The 17,924-nt window shown below is 44.1% G+C and carries 15 protein-coding genes and 1 tRNA gene; 12 read left to right on the top strand and 4 right to left on the bottom strand.

From position 1 onward, the window contains the following. Positions 1 to 16: 16 nt before the first annotated feature. From B4J50_RS01685 to B4J50_RS01630, 12 genes are all read left to right on the top strand, one after another. Entirely contained in the window at positions 17 to 907 is an 891-nt protein-coding gene (locus tag B4J50_RS01685) for an HDOD domain-containing protein (protein ID WP_024822119.1), read from the top strand. A 3-nt stretch (positions 908 to 910) separates the two neighbouring features. Beyond that, positions 911 to 1,588 (top strand): (d)CMP kinase, encoded by a 678-nt coding sequence (cmk, locus tag B4J50_RS01680; protein WP_024822120.1) that lies wholly within the window; start codon positions 911 to 913, stop codon positions 1,586 to 1,588. Then, the gene (locus B4J50_RS01675; RefSeq protein WP_286953888.1) at positions 1,585 to 2,211 is read left to right on the top strand and encodes a lysophospholipid acyltransferase family protein; all 627 of its coding nucleotides are present in this window, start codon (positions 1,585 to 1,587) and stop codon (positions 2,209 to 2,211) included. The genes cmk and B4J50_RS01675 overlap by 4 nt, the downstream gene beginning before the upstream one ends. Then, a complete protein-coding gene (gene hflX, locus B4J50_RS01670) occupies positions 2,195 to 3,325 on the top strand; it encodes a GTPase HflX (protein ID WP_024822122.1) in 1,131 nt (376 codons plus the stop codon). The genes B4J50_RS01675 and hflX overlap by 17 nt, the downstream gene beginning before the upstream one ends. A gap of 28 nt (positions 3,326 to 3,353) precedes the next feature. Then, on the top strand, positions 3,354 to 4,238 hold the full coding sequence (locus B4J50_RS01665) for a YicC/YloC family endoribonuclease (protein ID WP_024822123.1): 885 nt from the start codon (positions 3,354 to 3,356) through the stop codon (positions 4,236 to 4,238). Positions 4,239 to 4,243: 5 nt separating this feature from the next. Next, on the top strand, positions 4,244 to 4,507 hold the full coding sequence (locus B4J50_RS01660; RefSeq protein ID WP_024822124.1) for a DUF370 domain-containing protein: 264 nt from the start codon (positions 4,244 to 4,246) through the stop codon (positions 4,505 to 4,507). Next, positions 4,491 to 5,069: a guanylate kinase gene (gmk, locus tag B4J50_RS01655; RefSeq protein ID WP_024822125.1), complete on the top strand. Its 579-nt coding sequence runs from the start codon at positions 4,491 to 4,493 to the stop codon at positions 5,067 to 5,069. Before B4J50_RS01660 ends, gmk begins: the two co-directional genes overlap by 17 nt. A gap of 14 nt (positions 5,070 to 5,083) precedes the next feature. Next, positions 5,084 to 5,335: a DNA-directed RNA polymerase subunit omega gene (locus B4J50_RS01650; protein ID WP_024822126.1), complete on the top strand. Its 252-nt coding sequence runs from the start codon at positions 5,084 to 5,086 to the stop codon at positions 5,333 to 5,335. Next, entirely contained in the window at positions 5,316 to 6,542 is a 1,227-nt protein-coding gene (coaBC, locus tag B4J50_RS01645) for a bifunctional phosphopantothenoylcysteine decarboxylase/phosphopantothenate--cysteine ligase CoaBC (RefSeq protein ID WP_286847655.1), read from the top strand. Before B4J50_RS01650 ends, coaBC begins: the two co-directional genes overlap by 20 nt. Then, the gene (locus tag B4J50_RS01640) at positions 6,488 to 8,359 is read left to right on the top strand and encodes a prephenate dehydrogenase (protein WP_286847654.1); all 1,872 of its coding nucleotides are present in this window, start codon (positions 6,488 to 6,490) and stop codon (positions 8,357 to 8,359) included. The genes coaBC and B4J50_RS01640 overlap by 55 nt, the downstream gene beginning before the upstream one ends. 26 nt (positions 8,360 to 8,385) lie before the next feature. After that, positions 8,386 to 9,696 carry a ribosome biogenesis GTPase Der gene (gene der, locus B4J50_RS01635; protein WP_024822129.1) on the top strand — a complete coding sequence of 437 codons (1,311 nt, stop codon included), beginning with the start codon at positions 8,386 to 8,388 and terminating at the stop codon, positions 9,694 to 9,696. 111 nt (positions 9,697 to 9,807) lie between these two features. Further along, positions 9,808 to 10,083 (top strand): HU family DNA-binding protein, encoded by a 276-nt coding sequence (locus B4J50_RS01630; protein WP_024822130.1) that lies wholly within the window; start codon positions 9,808 to 9,810, stop codon positions 10,081 to 10,083. 61 nt (positions 10,084 to 10,144) lie between these two features. On the opposite strand, the gene rsmA is transcribed toward B4J50_RS01630, so the two are convergent. From rsmA to nifJ, 4 genes are all read right to left on the bottom strand, one after another. Then, the gene (gene rsmA, locus B4J50_RS01625; protein WP_024822131.1) at positions 10,145 to 10,960 is read right to left on the bottom strand and encodes a 16S rRNA (adenine(1518)-N(6)/adenine(1519)-N(6))-dimethyltransferase RsmA; all 816 of its coding nucleotides are present in this window, start codon (positions 10,958 to 10,960) and stop codon (positions 10,145 to 10,147) included. Positions 10,961 to 11,167: 207 nt separating this feature from the next. Further along, positions 11,168 to 13,192: a serine hydrolase domain-containing protein gene (locus tag B4J50_RS01620; RefSeq protein ID WP_286847653.1), complete on the bottom strand. Its 2,025-nt coding sequence runs from the start codon at positions 13,190 to 13,192 to the stop codon at positions 11,168 to 11,170. 741 nt (positions 13,193 to 13,933) lie between these two features. After that, positions 13,934 to 14,011, bottom strand: a tRNA-Pro gene (locus B4J50_RS01615). 147 nt (positions 14,012 to 14,158) lie between these two features. Further along, the gene (gene nifJ / locus B4J50_RS01610) at positions 14,159 to 17,710 is read right to left on the bottom strand and encodes a pyruvate:ferredoxin (flavodoxin) oxidoreductase (RefSeq protein WP_286847652.1); all 3,552 of its coding nucleotides are present in this window, start codon (positions 17,708 to 17,710) and stop codon (positions 14,159 to 14,161) included. Positions 17,711 to 17,924 lie beyond the last annotated feature (214 nt).

The following is a 17,924-nucleotide window of genomic DNA, read 5'->3' as shown; positions in this document are numbered from 1 at the left end:
TACGGAGGGTGGAATTATGACCTATATGGACGATCGGTCCAGGGAATTGATCAAATCGCGAATAGTCAATCGTGTTAAAGAAATAAAATCATTCCCTCAGTTTGTTATAGAGACCCTCAGATTATTGAATGACCCTGAAAGCAACGCCAAAGATGTAGCGACAAGTCTGGCTCGTGATGAAGGGCTTGTAGTGCGTACTTTGCGTTTAGCGAACTCAGCAGCTTACGGTATGTCTCGAAGGATAAGCAGTGTTGCGGAAGCTATTTCTCTTCTAGGGTATAAAAATATAAGTAATATTGTACTTGCTGCTTCAGTATACTCTTTTATGGATAAAAGTCTTAACGGTTATGCTCTTAATCGGGGGGAATTGTGGCGGCACTCCCTTACTGTAGCTTATGCGTCTCGATATTTGGCCCAAAGGGCAGGAAAAACCACACCAGAAGAAGCGTATGTCGGCGGTTTACTTCATGATATAGGAAAGGTGGTTTTAAACGATTACGTTCGCTTTGGATATAGCCTTATCATGAAACTTATAGACGAAGAAAAAATATCGTTTCTTGACGCTGAAATTCAGGTGTTAGGTTTTGACCACGCTCTTGTAGGTTCGCTCTTGGTAGAGAAGTGGGGATTGCCTGAACAATATCAGTACGTTGCAGCCTGCCATCATACGCCGGATCGCCTTCCTGATGAAGTCAAGCAACATCAACCCCTTATAGATACTGTACATCTTGCCAATTCTTTATGCCTTATGTTAGGGGTTGGTATTGGAGCAGAAGGCCTTCAGTATCCTCTCTATCCGGATGTTTTTGATCGGCTTGGTATTTCTGATTACGAAGCATTACTTTCAGAGATAGTTGATTTTGTGACGGTTGCAACGCAAGAGCTGGAAGAGATGGGAGATTTGTAATCGATGAGAATGAAAAATCTGGTTGTTGCCATTGATGGGCCAGCGGGGGCTGGCAAAAGCACTGTAGCCAGACGGGTAGCGGAGGATCTTGGGCTGGATTATCTTGATACGGGCGCTATTTACAGGGCTCTTGCTTTTTACTTGAATACTATGGGGTTTGAGCCAACGGAAGGTGCAGAATTAGCCATCGTGCTTTCTAAAATTAAGGTTTCTTTAGGAGATGGCTGTGTCTATATTAATGGTGCCGACGTGACAGAACATATTCGGTCACCATGGGTAGATAGCATAGTATCGGGGTATGCGGCACTTCCCGCAGTGAGGGACTGTTTACTTGCCACGCAACGAGAACAAGCCGAAGAGACAGGACTCGTAGCTGATGGCAGGGATATGGGAACAGTTGTTTTTCCCGATGCTGCTGTAAAGATATTTTTAACGGCAAGTGACGTAGTTCGGGCAGAGCGACGCTATCAGCAACTTGTCGAACGAGGAGAGACAGTTACCTTCGAAGAAGTTCTTCGCCAGATTCGATGTCGTGATGAATTTGATACGAATCGTGCAACGGCTCCCCTTCGCAAAGCTCCAGACGCTGTGGTTATCGATACGTCTTATATGACTATTGAAGATGTTGTTGCTAAAATCATTCATATCGTGAAAGAACATACTCAACAGGTGGCTTTATGAACCATTTATTCTACAAGCTGGCAAAACTGTTTTGCTTCTTAGTGTTAAAAATATATAATAGACTTACTGTTATCTGGAAAAAATCTCTTATATCTACTTCGCCAGTAATAGTGGCGGCGAACCATTGCAGTAATCTAGACCCTGTGATTATCGGGGCTGTTTTCCCGAGGCGGCTGAGGTATTTGGCTAAATCCGAGCTTTTTACAATCCCAGGTTTAAGCCTACTTATTCGGATATTAGGAGCCATTCCAGTTGTAAAACAGAATAGTCAAAGTGCCGGTGCGGCATTAAAGGCTTTTTTAGAGCTCTTAGAACAAGGGGAAAATGTTCTTCTTTTCCCAGAGGGGGCTCGTTCCCGAGATGGGGGGCTTCAACCCTTAGAGGGTGGTGTCGCCTTGATAGCTATGAAGAGCGGTGCTCCTATCATACCAGCATATATCCAGGGGAGTTTTCAATCCATGCCTCCTGGCGCCCGTTTCGTTCGACCTACTCGAATTAAAGTAACGTTTGGGCCAGCTATAGTTCCATCGGAGAGGACAATAGGACTCTCTTCCAAAGAGGGCCGACTCAAGTTATTAGAGGATGTTGAAGAGGCGCTGAAAAAACTTGAAGAAACTAATTGATACTCAGAAGAATCAAAGTTACAAGCGAGCTGTTGTGGCAGCTCTCGATTCTCCTGGAGCCCCTTTTGATTATCGAACTTTACTTGATGAACTTGCTATGCTTCTTAAGAACCTTGGGGTAATTGTTGTAGGAGAGATTGTTCAAAAAAAAGAGAAACCGGATCCAGCTTATATGCTGGGGAAGGGGAAGATTGAGGCTGCGGCTTTATTTTGCAAAGAAGTACAGGCCGATCTCTTTGTGTGTAATGAGCGGCTGACTCCAGGGCAACGTTTTAATGTTCAGAAAATTCTAGGGCTGGATGTTTGGGACCGGCCTTTTGTTATCATGAAAATTTTTGAGAAAAGAGCTCGTACTACAGAAGCTCGTTTACAGGTGGAACTTGCTCTTTGTGAATATGAAATTCCACATTTGAAGGGGTTGGGCCGTCAAATGTCCCGACTGGGCGGGGGGATTGGAACTCGAGGGCCTGGAGAAACAGAGTTTGAACGGCATCGACGGAAGCTCGAAAGGCGTGTTCGAGGTATTAATGAGAGATTGGAACGTGTGCGTAAAAGACGAACGTTCCAACGGGATCGGAGGCAAAAGGCTGGGTTCCCTACTGTAGCGCTGGCTGGGTACACAAATAGTGGTAAATCTACCCTTTTGCGGCAGCTAAGTTCGAGTCGGGACCTTTTTGTAGCGGATCAGCTTTTTTCTACACTGGACACGTATGTTCGCAAAGTGTGGCTCCCTCAAGGCCATCAAATACTTTTTTCAGATACAGTTGGTTTTATTCGAGAGCTCCCTCCAGACTTAGTGGCAGCGTTCAGGACAACTCTTGAGGAAATATCTGCCTCGGCGTTGATTCTTCTTGTTCTTGATGGAAGCGCTCCAGATATAATGGAAACTCTTGATGTAGTTGAGGCCACTCTTGCTGAGATACAGTCGGGAGATATCCCTCGACTTATAGTGCTTAATAAAGTAGACAAGATGGATACAGATATAATTCCATATCTTCTGGCTCAGATCCAGGCACGAAGCTCCACCCCAGTGGTTCCTATTAGTGCTTTGAAAGGGGAGGGGCTTCCTCTTTTGCTTGAAGAGGTAGAGCGTTTGTTGTTTGATACGAACTAAAAAGGCAGAAAATGAAGGGGGATTCATCGTGCTCTTAAGCATGACAGGGTTCAGTAGAGAAAGTGAAAGTTTTAAGTGGGGGACGCTCTCTGTAGAGATATCCTCAATTAATCATCGGTACTTGGATGTTTCTATTCGTCTTCCCCGAGAATTATCTTTTTGTGAGCCTTCTATTAACGATCAAGTAAGAAGTTCCCTCAGACGTGGGAAAGTTCGTTTGTCTGTAGATGTCACATGGCCCTCTGATCTGTTGGCCGTGACCGTAAATTCTGATATCTTGAAAAATTATTATTATCAAATTCAAAAGATTCAAGAAGATCTCCACATATCTGATCCAATAAACATTGTTTCTTTGCTTCATCTTCCTGGAGTTACAGATTCTCCATCGAACAGACAAGATATGGAGAAAGAAGTAGAGCAAGCCCTTGAAGACATAGTGAGGAAGGCTGTGTCATCACTGCAAGTTATGCGTGAAAAAGAAGGAGCGCATCTGGAAGAGGATATAAATACGCACCTTTCTTCCTTTCATGGATTTCTAAATAATATTCAAAACAGATGGATAAATGCGCGAGATGAGGCTATGGTAGAAACTCGAGAGCGTATCAAAAAAATCTTAGAAGAAAACGGCCCAGATTTGGATGAAGGTCGCATAGCTCAAGAAATTGCTCTTATGGCGGATAAGTGGGATATATCTGAAGAGCTTACTCGAGCAGAGAGCCATATAAAAAAATTTCAATCTATACTGAAATCTTCAGAATCTGAGGGACGGAAGATGGATTTTCTTATCCAGGAGATGAATAGAGAAATTAACACTATAGGCTCTAAAGTAACGGATTCGGATATTCGTTGGCTAGTAGTAGAAGCAAAAACAGCTCTTGAAAGGATTCGAGAGCAAGTACAGAATGTGGAGTGATGGCCATGTCCTATCGATTAGTTCATATTGGGTTCGGAAACATGATTGTCGCTGAAAGGATCGTTGCGATTATTCATCCGAGTTCAGCTCCTATAAAACGTCTAAAAGAAGAGGCCAAAGATGAAGGGCGCCTTATAGATGCTACTCAAGGCCGAAAAACTCGGGCTATTCTCGTAACGGATAGCAACCACGTGGTCCTCTCCGCTATACAGCCGGAGACGATCGTTAACCGTTTTGAAGAAGAGCCAGACGATGAGGCAACAGAATAAGCGAGGAAGGCTCTTCGTCCTGTCAGGGCCAAGTGGAGCAGGAAAGGGGACAGTCCGCAAGAGGTTGTTTGAATCAATGCCGGACCTTATTTTTTCCATTTCATGCACAACACGAGATCCTCGGCCAGGTGAGGTGGATGGGGCGGATTATCGGTTCATAAGCGAGGGATATTTCAAAAGTCTAGTGGATCAAGGTCTTTTTCTTGAATGGGCTCATGTCCATGATCATCGTTATGGAACTCTGAAATCAGATGTGGATAAAGAGCTGTCCCAAGGAAGAGATGTCGTCCTTGAAATAGATGTGCAGGGAGCTCTTCAGGTTCGGTCCGCATGTCCTGAGTGTGTCCTTATCTTTATTATGCCCCCATCTATAGCGGAACTGGAGCGTCGACTTAAAAAGAGAGGGACGGAAGAGGATTCGGCAGTAGAATTACGGTTGCATAACGCAGTAGAAGAGATGAAGATGTCTGAGAAGTACGATTATGTAGTTGTAAATGATGAAGTAGAGCGGGCAGTTATGGAAATTCGAGAAATAATTTTAAATTACAGAATTAATCGTTAAAAGGAGGTTCCTCTATGAAATTTTATGACATAGATGACTTAGAGAAAAAAGTTGGAGTAAGTAACAAGTACCTCTTAACAGTCCTTGTAGCAAATTGGGCTCGCCGAGTAAGCGAACAGAAGAGCCGTGTACTTGAAGAAAACTCTGAGCAGTATCTTTCTCATGCAATTCGAGATTTTGAAAAAGCTAACATCAAAATTCATCTCCCTGAATCGCGCTCTGAGGGGTTTCTTTCAGGTGGTTCCAATGCTCAAATGGAAGGATAAGCGACGGATAGTATTAGGAGTTACAGGAGGTATAGCTGCATATAAAGCGCCAGAGATTCTTCGAGCCTTAGTAAAAGCTGGCTGTGAGGTAGAAGTTGTTTTGACAGAAAGCGCAGAAGCTTTTGTAAGCCCTATGGTGCTTTCAACCTTGGCAGGAAGACGAGTATGGAGACAAAGGGATTTCCTTTCAGATGAAAATGGTTGGAAGATCCCCCATATCCATCTTGCTGATTGGGCTGAAGTCGTTATTGTCGCCCCCTGTACAGCCGAAACCTTGGCACGTCTTATAGAGGGTAAGGGTGAAATGCTTCTTGATGCTCTCGTTTTGGCCTCAAAAGCTCCAATTCTTCTTTTTCCCGCCATGAATGTGCACATGTTAGAACATCCGGCTACGAAAAATAATGTAAAACGAGCGGCAGAATTAGGCTACAAAGTTATAGATCCGGAATCAGGAACGTTAGCCTGTGGTTATGAGGGGCAGGGGCGGCTGCCTGACACATCGGTTATAGTTGAAGAAGCATGGCGTGCCCTTTCTCCCCTCCGTGATTACGATGGAGTTTCTACTCTCATCACAGCTGGTCCGACATGGGAGTTTTTGGATCCTGTTCGCTTCATCAGTAATCCGAGCAGTGGGAAAATGGGGTTTGCTCTTGCTCGGACAGCTTGGTATAGAGGAGCACATGTACAACTTGTTTCTGGTCCTGTTTCCCTTCCACACCCTCACGGAATATCTTTTCGATCAGTGACGACTGCTCTTGAAATGCGTAATGCTGTAATAGAAGAGATGGAGAATATGGATGTAATCGTTAAAGCAGCTGCTGTAAGCGATTACAGAACAGCTCATACCTCTGAAGAAAAGATAAAAAGGGAGGGGAAGGATACTCTCAGTTTGGAGTTAGTTCAAAATCCCGATATTGCTGCAGAGGTGGGGAAGCGTAAAGGGCCACATCAGATTCTTGTGGGCTTTGCGGCAGAGAGTGGTCATTTAGTAGAACATGCCAGAGGAAAAATGGAAAGAAAGAATTTGGACCTCATCATAGCTAATGATATTACCGCTACAGATGCCGGTTTTGCCGCGGATACCAATCGAGTAAAAATCATTACTAGAGAGGGCGACATTACGGATTTTGAAGGCTCGAAAGAAGAAGTGGCATGGCATATCTGGAACATAGTGGCGGATCTTTGGCAGGGGAGACTGAGCCATTGACCTTAGTGGAGGTATCAGTTCCTGGTCCATGGTGGAACAGCCTTACTTATAGCAGTGAGAATGTGCTTCCAGAAGGAGTCCGTGTTTCTGTTCCCATGGGACCCTCAAAACGTATCGGTTTTTCGTTAGGCGTTGCTTCGGAACAAAAGAATTCTTCTAAGACGTATCGTATTCGTCCTCTCCATTCAGTGATAGATTCGGTTTCTCCTTTCCCCCAAGATCTTTGGCTTCTAAGTGAGTGGATTGGGGCTTATTTTTTTTGTGGGAGAGGAACTGCTCTTAAAGTAATGTCTCCATCTTTTCTCCTTAAAGGTGATTGTATAGACAGTAAGATTCTCGCGAATGGGGGGGGCATAAGACCTGTAAAACGTTATGCAGAAGAGTATTGTTATTTTCCGGAAGATGAGGGGCGTTATAAAAAATATATATCTCACCTCAAGGAAAACCCCGGTCCAGCCCTTCTCCTTTTCCCTGAAGGAAGAGTAGCCGAGCTTTTTTGTGCTCGTATGGAGGCTGAGGGATTCTCGAACGTCGTTTTTTGGCCCTCTAGTGGAGGGAAAAAACAGTGGGAAGCATGGCAGTTGGTTCGTAGCGGTGAAGTTAATACAGTGGTTGGGGGTCCTGGCGCTGTTTTTGCTCCCTTACCCCAGTTAAATACTATTCTAGTGGATGAAGAGAGCAGCCCTGTTTATCGCATGCAAGCTTACCCTCATCTTCATAGTCGTGCTGTGGCTATGCAGAGAGCTCGTATCGCTCAATGCTCTATATTTCTTGGAGGTCGTTTGCCCTCATCTAAAGTGTATCTTTACAAAAAGCTGGGGAGGAATAGCTACTCGCCAAAATCCAGACTTACTTTTGTTGATATGAAATGTTCCGGGCAAGCGGAAATTCCGGGTATTTCTCATTCGATACCTCTAAGTGAATCTTTGGTGAAGGGAACGTTAAACTGTGTTTCAGAGGGACATACGGCCCTTTGGATCCTTGACCGCAAAGGATATGCAGGGGAAATTTCCTGTGAGGAGTGCGGAGGAACACTGACATGTCATCACTGTGGAGTCCTTCTTCGTGCTGAAGAGAAAGCCTCTCGTCTTGTGTGTCCCTTGTGTGGGTATTCTGCGGCAGTGCCCGAGCGATGTCCTCGTTGTGGAAGCCTGCTGCTTATAGGTCGGCGTCCTGGGCTTGAGACCATAACGCCTATTGCTAAAGCCCTAGTTGGCGCCCATATCCCCGTGTTAGAATGGCATTCAGATAAGAATGTAAGCAAAAAGGCTCTTCGCGAAACGCTTTTAAAATTAAAAAAAGGTGGTATCGTTGTCGGTTCAAGGCTTGCTCTTTCTTTAAGTGATGAAGTAATGGTAGGTTTAATAGGCTGGATTGATGCAGATAGCGAATCACGAAAAGTAACGTACCGGTCCCGTTTTGATGCTTTTCGGCTTATATGGGAATCTTGTTGGAGGGGCATAGGAGCCGATGATCGTAAGGTTATTGTTCAGTCGCGCCGACCTGGTAAAGGTTGGCAGCGAGGGCTTATGAGGGGATGGGATATGTTTTGGCACAGGGAATTGAAAGAAAGAAAGGATTTTGATTTCCCCCCTTATAGCATGATGGCTGAGATAACAACTTCTTTGGCTATGAAAAAGCCATTGTTAGAATACATGCAAAACCACGAAGTACAAGTTATGGACCCAGGGGATAAAGATCCTTCTCTCTGGGTTTTTGTCCGTCACCCTAACGCGTTGATGGACATACTGAAACCTTGGTTTCATATTTCTCGATCTAAAGAGGGCTTTCCTAGCGTGGCTCTTTGGATTGACTAGGATATTTTTAAAGGAGGAGCGAGACTATGCCCATTGTTGCTATTGTGGGTCGCCCTAATGTAGGGAAATCATCGCTTTTCAATAGAATTCTTGGACGTCGAGAAGCTATTGTTGACGATATGCCCGGGGTGACTCGGGATCGAATTTATGGAGAAGTAGAGTGGAAAGGAAAAAATTTTTATATAGTTGATACGGGTGGTCTCCTTATTCGTGATGACCATCCACTAGTGGATGGAATTCGTAAACAGGTGACTTTAGCCATCCAGGAAAGCCAGGTTATACTTTTTGTTATTGATGGGATGGAAGGGCCAACGTGGATGGATGAAGATGTGGCGCAGATTCTTCGTCAGTCTGGCAAACCTGTTGTTGTAGTGGCTAATAAGCTCGATGATGGAGTGCATGAAGATCGTGTTTATGATGCCTATACCTTTGGCTTTGAACATGTAATAGGGATCAGCGCTCTTCATAAACGGTATATAGATGATCTTCTCGATATGGTTGCCTCTTTTTTACCAGCGGAAGAAAAAGAAATAGTGAACCCTGACGAAATTCGCGTTTCTATTGTTGGGAGGCCCAATGTAGGGAAATCGAGTATTATTAACGCTCTAGCTGGAGGCGAACGTGTTCTGGTCAGTGATATCCCGGGAACGACTCGAGATGCCACAGATACTGTTATAGAGACAGAGAAGGGAGACTTTCGTCTTATAGATACGGCAGGGCTTCGTAAAAAGAGCCGTTTTGATAGCGATCTTGAATATTATTCTTTTGTAAGAACTCTTCAGGCGGTAGATCGTAGTGATGTAGCTTTGCTTATTATGGATGCTTCCGAACCGGCTACTGATCAAGATAAAAAAATGGCAGCCCAGGTGATAGAAAAGGGGAAGGGAATTATTCTTGTAGTTAATAAGTGGGATACCCTTAAAGTGTCACCTAAACTTGGGGATGAAATGAAGAAAAAAATATATGAAGAGATGCCATTTTTAACATATGCACCTATTCTTTTTGTTTCAGCATTGACTAAACGTGGTCTTCACAAACTTTTAGAAGCTGTTGTTACTGTCCACGGGAATCGTAAGCGTCGCATAGGTACTACAGAATTGAATCGCCTTATGAGAGATGTTTTGGCCTTTCAATCGCTTCCTACCAATAAGCGTGGACGGGCCCTTAAAATTTATTATTGCACCCAAATAGAAATAGAACCTCCAACATTTGTTTTCTTTGTAAATGATCCAGAAATAGTTCCTCTATCTTTTAAGAGACATATAGAAAACAAAATAAGAGAAATGTCTACTTTTGATGGATCCCCACTGCGACTTTTTTGGCGTATAAGGCAATAAAATGAAATTCGGACTTGACCATATGCCATGTTACTGGTAATAATAAATCGTCGCAAAGCGTGTCTGTAACAAGACTTTATATTAAATCAAAAGAAAAGGAGGTAGTTTAGGGTGACAAAGACAGATCTTGTTAATGCGGTTGCCAAAGCAACAGGTTTGAATAAGCGGGAAGCTGGTGCCGCCGTGGGGGCAGTATTGGAGGCTATTGAGAATTCTCTTGCCAAGGGCGATAAAGTTCAACTTGTTGGTTTTGGAACCTTTGAAGTGCGAGAGAGAGCTGCCAGAGAGGGACGAAACCCTCAGGACCCCAAAAAGATTATTAAGATTCCTGCAAAGAAGGTTCCTGTTTTTAGACCGGGTAAGGCTCTTAAAGAAAAAGTGGAGTAGGAATTTTTAAATTTTTTTCGTAAAAATGGAGCCCTTTCTACAGAGAAAGGGCTCCATTTATTTATGTTATTTTTTTATAAAGAGATTTCCAAAGAGCAAGCCATTCTTCTCCTGTTAAATCCTCAGCTCTTAAAGTAGGTGGGAAATGAAGAGTGGAGAAACTTTCTATGAGACTTTCTTTATCAATGCCATTTCGAGCTGCTGAATTTATCAATGTCTTTCTTCTTTGTGCAAAAGAGGCGCGGAGAAGATTTCTCCAACTTTCTTGCCTGGGTAAATCAAAATTTTTCTCAACTTTTATATTTATAACGGCAGATTCCACATTAGGTTGAGGGAAAAATACCTGAGGCGGTACTTTTCGCAATATTTTTTGTACCCCCATCAATTCTAAGGTAATACCTAGCGGATATCTATCTTTAGTTTTAGGAGGAGCAATTAAACGTAAAGCAGCTTCTTTTTGAACCATAAAAAGCATAGACTGTAACCCCTTGCCTGAAAAAGCCTCAAGAAGACGCCATATAAGTGGAGTAGTAATGTGATAGGGGATATTTGCGACAACCTTATTAGGAATAGCCGGCAGATTTTTTTCGTAATCGAATGTTATGGCGTCCGCCCAAAATATGGAAAGGCGAGGTTTATATTGTTCTTCAAGTGGGTCGAGATATTCATGAAGTGTTTTATCTATTTCCAGAGCAAAAACAAACGCACAAGGGGACAACGCTAATTGTTGGGTTAAGACGCCTTGTCCAGCTCCAACCTCCAATATAATATCTGTCTCCTCAATAGAGGCCCACTTGACAATCTGAGCCAGAATGTTTTTGTCTTGTAGGAAATTTTGTCCTAAGCTTGATTTATGTTTAAACGTTTGGTCTTTCATTTTTCCTCCGCATCTATTTTCCTTATTCATCAACCGATTTCGTATTATGCCATAAATTATAGAGAGCGCAAACATTCTTAGAACAAAGAAGTAGGAAATATAGTAGACGCCATCTGCATCCTCCTGAAAAAGGGTCCTCAGAAGTATACTTTGCCTGTCGAATTTATTATCGCCGTTTTTATTGGTAACGGGAAAAAACGGAAAATTTTACCGCACTATTATCGAAAACAGATCTCCTGGTTCTCCTGCCAGGAACACTAGGCTTCCCCCAGGTACGAAGAGCTCGCTGCTGTCTATAATGCTGTCGTAAACTTTCTCCACCTGCCGTCCGGGAAAAACGATCACTCTGCCATTTGCAGGCTTTTCGATGGACATAATACCTCCCTGTTCGACCTTCCTCCATTCGTTTTCGCCTTCAGATCCGATCATTATGGTATTTTCCCCCGGTACTAGCGTTCCTGCGATATCCTCGCTTGAATAAACGAACTGGATTGCCTTCAAACGGATAGCTTCGTCTTTCTTATAGAGCTGGATATTGCACTGATCGCGGAAGCCTGTTGCGGCAATTGCCCCAAAGTCGGGGGTTTCCGCCCTGTTCACTCCAAAGAATTTCACATACCCGGGAAGATCGCCGTATACTTCGGATTTTACCAGCAAAACATCAGGAAGTTGCACATACTGAGAAGCGTTGCGTATCAGCCAAAACCTGCCGTCCATTTCCACTGACAGACTTTTTGTTTTTTCTACTGGATCGATCTTCTGGAACATGGGAATATCTGCCCCGTACCGCGGGATTTTTTCCGCGACAAGATAAACTGTCTTTTCTTTCGTTAGAAAGTAATATCGGTAACCAGTTGCAAAATCATGAAATAAGCCTCCGTTGTGAACCAGTGAAAGAATCGGCTTTTGTTTATTCTCTTTCGACTCTTCGTCTTCCGAAGGAGAAGCGAGGGAGTAGACGTTCAGCGTATGACTCTCATTGTCAAAGACCATGCGAACAGCTTGTTGTGTGTTTACATAGAATCCTTCGAGTTTCAAAAACTCATCGGGAATAGGCTCTGGCTTTTGAGGTTTGACGGGAAAAACCGGTTTCGGTTCGAGGAGCCCCCTGTCTTTCATGAGCGCCTCCATAATACGGAACGTAGCTTCCGCGGCGCTAGCTTGTCCGGAGTAAATCACTGCAACCGCCATCCGTTCCTGTGGAAGAATCTGGAGATTGGTTGAATAGAACAAGGTCCCGCCGCTTTTACCCAGAACCTGGTACCCATTCTCCCGATAGGCCGGAAGGAGTGCATAATCCCACCCAAAGGCGTCCAAAAGGGCATCCCCCTTCAGTAAAGAAGAAAAGGGGGTAGGCTGTCCCTTCAAAACATCCTTTAGCGAGGAATCTGAAAGAATGTTCTTTCCGCCGGGGGCAAAACTGTCCCCAAACCGGCAGAGGTCCTCCGGAGTGGAGGAGAGTCCGCCTGCGCCCAGCACCGTTACTACCTCGGGGGGATATTTATTCCCCTCTTCATCGTAGAATTCGGCAATCTTTCCTCCAGTAACGCCGACACTTTCACTCGAGTTCCACATCTCAAGGGGAGTAAATATTCTTTCGGTGACAAACGAGGCGAATGACTTCCCTGAAACCCGCTCAACGATCATCTCGGCCAGGGTGAAACCGTCATTGCAGTAAATACTCATTTCACCTGGGGTGTGCTTGAGATCCGCATTCTTCAGTGTTTCAAGCAATAGGGTCCGGTGATCCTTGTCAGCCTTGTACCCAAAAACAAATGTGGAGCCAGGCAGGCCTGAAGAATGATTGAAAAGCATCCGCACTGTAATGTCCCGGTATCGGGGATCTTTCATTACGAATTCAGGTATATGCTTTACCACAGGGTCTTCGAGGCTTAATTTACCCTCATCTGCCAGCAGCAGAATTGCCACGGCAGCGAACATTTTGCTCGTTGAGCCTATATTGAACCGAGTGTCTTTGTCCACGAGACGGTTAAGTGAGCGGTCTGCCGGTCCAAATCCCTCCGAATACACTATATTGCCCCTGTCCATCACTGCTACCGATGCGGAGTTTCCCCCTCCAGAGATAATAGTTTCCCATATTATTTCTCTTGCGGCCGAAACTGTGTTCGGGTAATTAGCGACATTGCCAGAACACGGCAGGATGAAGATGATAAGAATTAATATAACACACGGAAGACTCATAAGAACAGGCAACGCTTTACGGGTTCTCATTAATGTTTCCTCCCTTTCACACGTTTTACTGCTTCAAGTTTGAAATCCGGTGTGTAATATTTGCCCATCTTCTGCGGCACCTCTCTGATCTCCAGTATATCGTCTCTTTATACTGTCCATTAATTCGGGGGCGCTACGATCAGGTGTGCACGTAATCCGAGTTTTCGCATTGAGCGCTTTTTTGTGATAGGAAGTCTATAGTAAACGCACCTTGTTTTTTCTCCCAACGTTGACCACCCAACAACGAGGTGTATTACTATCGAGCAAATAACATAATTGTCAATATTGTTCAAACGATCATAGCACCTTCTTGCAGAAAATGTAAGATTTGTGTCTTGTTTGGGGGTGGATGGGAAGGCAAGCGATCAAAAGTAAGCGCAAACAAGCAAAGACGGAGATACAAATGATCGCGTTACCCTTGGGGATATGGCGTAATGTTGAGCTTCAGCGAAATGGGACTTTCCCCCGCCTTATGAGACACAGTATAAAAAAAAAGCGTAAGATCTTTAAACGGACATTGTATGCATTCCGCCAAGTTTTAGGCGGAAATGACTTAATGTTACCCACAGTGGCATATCCCATGTCATCAACCCCCTTGAATGTAAGGCTTTGACATTGAAAATCCGCTTGTTTTTGACCCCCTGCTGGGGGCTTTTTAGCCCTTGGAGAGAAAAAACTAGAGAATGGTTAAAAGACACAAAAAAGGGACGCCTACTAGATTTAGCGCCCCTTGTATATTCATGGTCGGGACGAGAGGATTCGAACCTCCGACCACCTGCACCCCATGCAGGTGCGCTAGCCAGGCTGCGCTACGTCCCGATGACTTGGGTATTGTACCTAATCTTCCTCTCGTGGTCAAGAGTTGAGAAGGTCTTTCTATTAGAAATTGTCCACGTGTTCTGGAGGATAAAAAAGAGGCAGTCTCTTAAGAAGACTGCCTCTCACGTTTCATTTACGTGAAGCTATTTACGCTTCAGTTTTTATTGTTTCCTTACCCATTTCAGCTAACTGCTTGTAGGTTTCATACCTCTCTCTTGCTTCTTTGGCTGCTTTGTCAAAGAGCTGGTCGGCAATGTCGGGGAAGGATTTCATCAAAGAAGAGTATCTGACCTCGCTCATCAAGAACTCTTTGAAATCGGCCTTAGGTTCTTTAGAGTCGAGGATAAAGGGGTTCTTACCCTCCTCAGCAAGAAGAGGATTATAGCGATAGAGATGCCAGTAACCAGCTTCTACAGCTTTCTTCTCCTGAGCCTGAGATTTGCCCATTCCTACTTTAATTCCGTGGTTGATACATGGAGCATAGGCAATGATCAGAGAAGGTCCTTTATAAGCTTCAGCTTCAGTTACAGCTTTCATAAGCTGGTTCTTATCAGCACCCATTGCTACCTGGGCTACATAAACGTAACCATAGGTCATGGCAATACGGCCAAGATCCTTCTTCTTAACTCTCTTGCCGGATGCAGCAAACTTCGCTACAGCAGCTGTAGGTGTGGACTTAGATGACTGCCCACCAGTATTGGAGTAAACTTCTGTATCGAACACAAAGACATTCACGTCTTCTCCAGAAGCCAACACATGGTCAAGGCCACCGAAACCAATATCATATGCCCAACCGTCTCCGCCGAAGATCCAGACAGACTTTTTCACAAGATAGTCTTTCTTTTCAGCTACTTTGGCGAGAAGCTCATTTGCTTCTTTGCTGCCAAGATCCTTATTGAGGATGGAATATATTTTCCCAGCAGCCACTTTAGATTTCTCTCCGTCGTCTTTGGAAATTAGCCACTCTTCAAAAATAGCCTTTATATTAGTAGGAATATCCAGAGCGAGAAGCTCTCGTACAACCGCTGTCAGCTGCTTTACTGTATTTTTCACAGAGAGATACATTCCAAAACCATGCTCAGCATTATCTTCGAAAAGCGAGTTAGCCCAAGCTGGCCCCTGGCCTTTCGCATTGGTGGTGTATGGCATGCTTGGAGCAGAGCCTCCCCAAATGGAAGAACAGCCTGTAGCATTAGAAATGAGCATTCTGTCTCCGTAAAGCTGGGTTATTAATTTTGCGTAAGGTGTTTCTCCACAGCCAGCACAAGCACCAGAGAACTCAAGAAGAGGCTGAGCAAACTGGCTGCCTTTCACCGTGTTTTTGTTTGTGAGATGGGATTTGTCAGATACTGTTATGGCAAAATCCCAATTAGGGACCTCTGCTTCAGTCTGAGAAGCGATAGGTTTCATCTCAAGAGCGCTTACAGGGCAGATATCTGCACAGTTCCCGCATCCTAAACAGTCAAGGGAGTTGACCTGCATACGGAACTTCAGCCCGGCAAACTCTTTCCCTTTAGCGTCTACTGTGACGAAAGTCTTGGGAGCTTTTGTTGCTTCTGCTTCGTCAAGAAGCACGGGACGAATGGCAGCATGAGGACAAACCATGGAGCACTGGTTGCACTGAATACATTTATCTTTCAGCCATTCAGGAACGTTGATGGCCACTCCTCGTTTTTCATAAGCAGCTGTGCCGGAGGGGAAGCTGCCGTCTTCTCTGCCAACGAATGCACTTACAGGAAGTTTATCTCCTTCCTGTTTGTTAATGACATCGCAGACATTTTTAATGAAGTCGGGTCTCTCTTCGCCACAGCAGCAACACTCATCTTCCGCATCTTTCCAGCTTGCAGGGATATCGATTTTTATAAGAGAGTCCTTACCCGCATCTACGGCTTTATTGTTCATCTGGACAATTTTTTCTCCCTTTAGACCGTAGGTTTTCTTGATAGCATCCTTCATATATTTTACTGCGTCATCAATAGGAATGACATTAGCGAGCGTAAAGAATGCGGACTGCATAATCATATTGATTCTGTTACCCAACCCTATTTCTACGCCAAGATCAACTCCATTGATAATGTAGAACTTAATATCATTCTGAGCAAGGAATCTCTTTACATTTCCAGGTAAATTTTTCTCCAGCTCATCTATAGTAGTCCACTGGGTGTTCAGAAGGAAGGTGCCTCCTTTTTTCAAACCCGCCAAGATGTCATAGAGATGTACGTACTCCTGCTTATGGCAAGCAATAAAGTCAGCTTCATCTATGAGATATGTAGAGCGGATGGGTTTTTTCCCGAATCGTAGGTGGGAGATGGTGACTCCACCAGACTTTTTCGAGTCATAGGCAAAATATCCCTGAGCGTACATATCTGTGTTGTCTCCAATGATCTTAATGGAGTTTTTATTAGCGCCAACAGTACCATCAGATCCAAGCCCCCAGAACTTGCAACGAATGGTTCCTTCTGGAGCTGTACTAATGTTCTCTTTTACCTCAAGAGAAGTGTGAGTTACATCGTCTACTATGCCAATAGTGAAATGATTTTTAGGTTCCTCATTCTTAAGATTATCGAATACAGCTTTAATCTGGGAAGGAGTGGTATCTTTAGAACCAAGACCATATCGGCCACCGACAATAATCGGTTGATGGTCTCTATCGTAGAAGAGTGTTCTTACATCTTCATAGAGAGGCTCACCAAGAGCACCTTGTTCTTTAGTACGGTCAAGAACAGCTATTTTCTTTACAGAAGCGGGCAGGGCCTTAAAGAAGTATTTAGCGGAGAAAGGACGATAAAGGTGAACTTCAATGACGCCTACCTTCTCTCCCTTGGCATTGAGATAGTCTACAACCTCTTCTGCCGCCTGACAGGCCGAACCCATAATGACTATGACGCGATCAGCATCGGGAGCTCCATAATAGTTGAAGGGATGGTACTCTCGACCAGTGACTTTTGTGATTTCCTGCATATATTCTTCCACCATGTCAGGAAGATCAGTGTAAAATTTGTTCGCTGCTTCTTTTGCCTGGAAATAAATATCAGGGTTTTGTGCCGTACCTTTCTGATAAGGCCGCTCGGGGTTTAAGCCGCGGGCTTTAAATCGTTTTACAGCATCCCAATCTACTAATTTAGCGAGATCTTCATACTCCATAACCTCTATTTTCTGGATTTCATGAGAAGTTCTGAATCCGTCGAAGAAGTTAACAAACGGGATGCTTGATTTAATAGCTGCAAGGTGAGCCACTCCGCTAAGGTCCATTACTTCCTGAACACTTCCAGAAGCAAGGAAAGCAAATCCAGTTGCTCTGCAAGCTGTTACGTCACTGTGGTCTCCGAAAATGGACAAGGCATGTCCGGCAACAGCTCGTGCAGATACATCAAAAACACCGGGCAACAGCTCTCCTGCTATTTTGTACATATTGGGGAGCATTAATAAAAGCCCCTGAGATGCAGTAAAGGTTGTAGTAAAAGAGCCTGCAGAAAGAGAGCCGTGAACTGCTCCCGATGCTCCGGCTTCTGACTGGAGCTCAACTACATCGACAGTTTGTCCGAAGATGTTTTTCCTTCCATGAGCTGCCCATTCATCGATAACCTCTGCCATAGGTGAAGAAGGCGTGATCGGATAAATTGCAGCAACTTCTGTGAACGCATAGGAAACGTGTGCAGCTGCTGTGTTTCCATCCATTGTTTTCCACTGCTTAGCCATTCATGTACCCCCTCTAAGTATTTTCAATCATGAGCTTTTTCACTACTGGTCCAACCAATAAGTATAAGCCCTTCTATTGAAATATAATAATAATTAAGTGCTAAAAAAGAAATAGGTATTGATAAAGGAAAAATTTTGACAAGAGATGGACATTTTTCACACAAGTGCATTGTTTTTGCATTTTTTACTCTAATCAATTTTTTCTAAATAGAGA

Source organism: Aminobacterium sp. UBA4908 (assembly GCF_002398115.1).
Classification (GTDB): domain Bacteria; phylum Synergistota; class Synergistia; order Synergistales; family Aminobacteriaceae; genus Aminobacterium; species Aminobacterium mobile.
This window is presented reverse-complemented; position numbering and strand designations above follow the sequence as displayed.

Bases quoted from the DNA above. Each gene is read 5' to 3' on its own strand.
- B4J50_RS01685 (WP_024822119.1), top strand. From the start codon at position 17: ATGACCTATATGGACGATCGGTCCAGGGAATTGATCAAATCGCGAATA.
- B4J50_RS01620 (WP_286847653.1), bottom strand. From the start codon at position 13,192: ATGAGAACCCGTAAAGCGTTGCCTGTTCTTATGAGTCTTCCGTGTGTT.
- B4J50_RS01650 (WP_024822126.1), top strand. From the start codon at position 5,084: ATGAAATTTTATGACATAGATGACTTAGAGAAAAAAGTTGGAGTAAGT.
- der (WP_024822129.1), top strand. From the start codon at position 8,386: ATGCCCATTGTTGCTATTGTGGGTCGCCCTAATGTAGGGAAATCATCG.
- coaBC (WP_286847655.1), top strand. From the start codon at position 5,316: ATGCTCAAATGGAAGGATAAGCGACGGATAGTATTAGGAGTTACAGGA.
- B4J50_RS01675 (WP_286953888.1), top strand. From the start codon at position 1,585: ATGAACCATTTATTCTACAAGCTGGCAAAACTGTTTTGCTTCTTAGTG.
- gmk (WP_024822125.1), top strand. From the start codon at position 4,491: ATGAGGCAACAGAATAAGCGAGGAAGGCTCTTCGTCCTGTCAGGGCCA.
- B4J50_RS01640 (WP_286847654.1), top strand. From the start codon at position 6,488: ATGGCATATCTGGAACATAGTGGCGGATCTTTGGCAGGGGAGACTGAG.
- B4J50_RS01660 (WP_024822124.1), top strand. From the start codon at position 4,244: ATGTCCTATCGATTAGTTCATATTGGGTTCGGAAACATGATTGTCGCT.
- rsmA (WP_024822131.1), bottom strand. From the start codon at position 10,960: ATGAAAGACCAAACGTTTAAACATAAATCAAGCTTAGGACAAAATTTC.
- nifJ (WP_286847652.1), bottom strand. From the start codon at position 17,710: ATGGCTAAGCAGTGGAAAACAATGGATGGAAACACAGCAGCTGCACAC.
- cmk (WP_024822120.1), top strand. From the start codon at position 911: ATGAGAATGAAAAATCTGGTTGTTGCCATTGATGGGCCAGCGGGGGCT.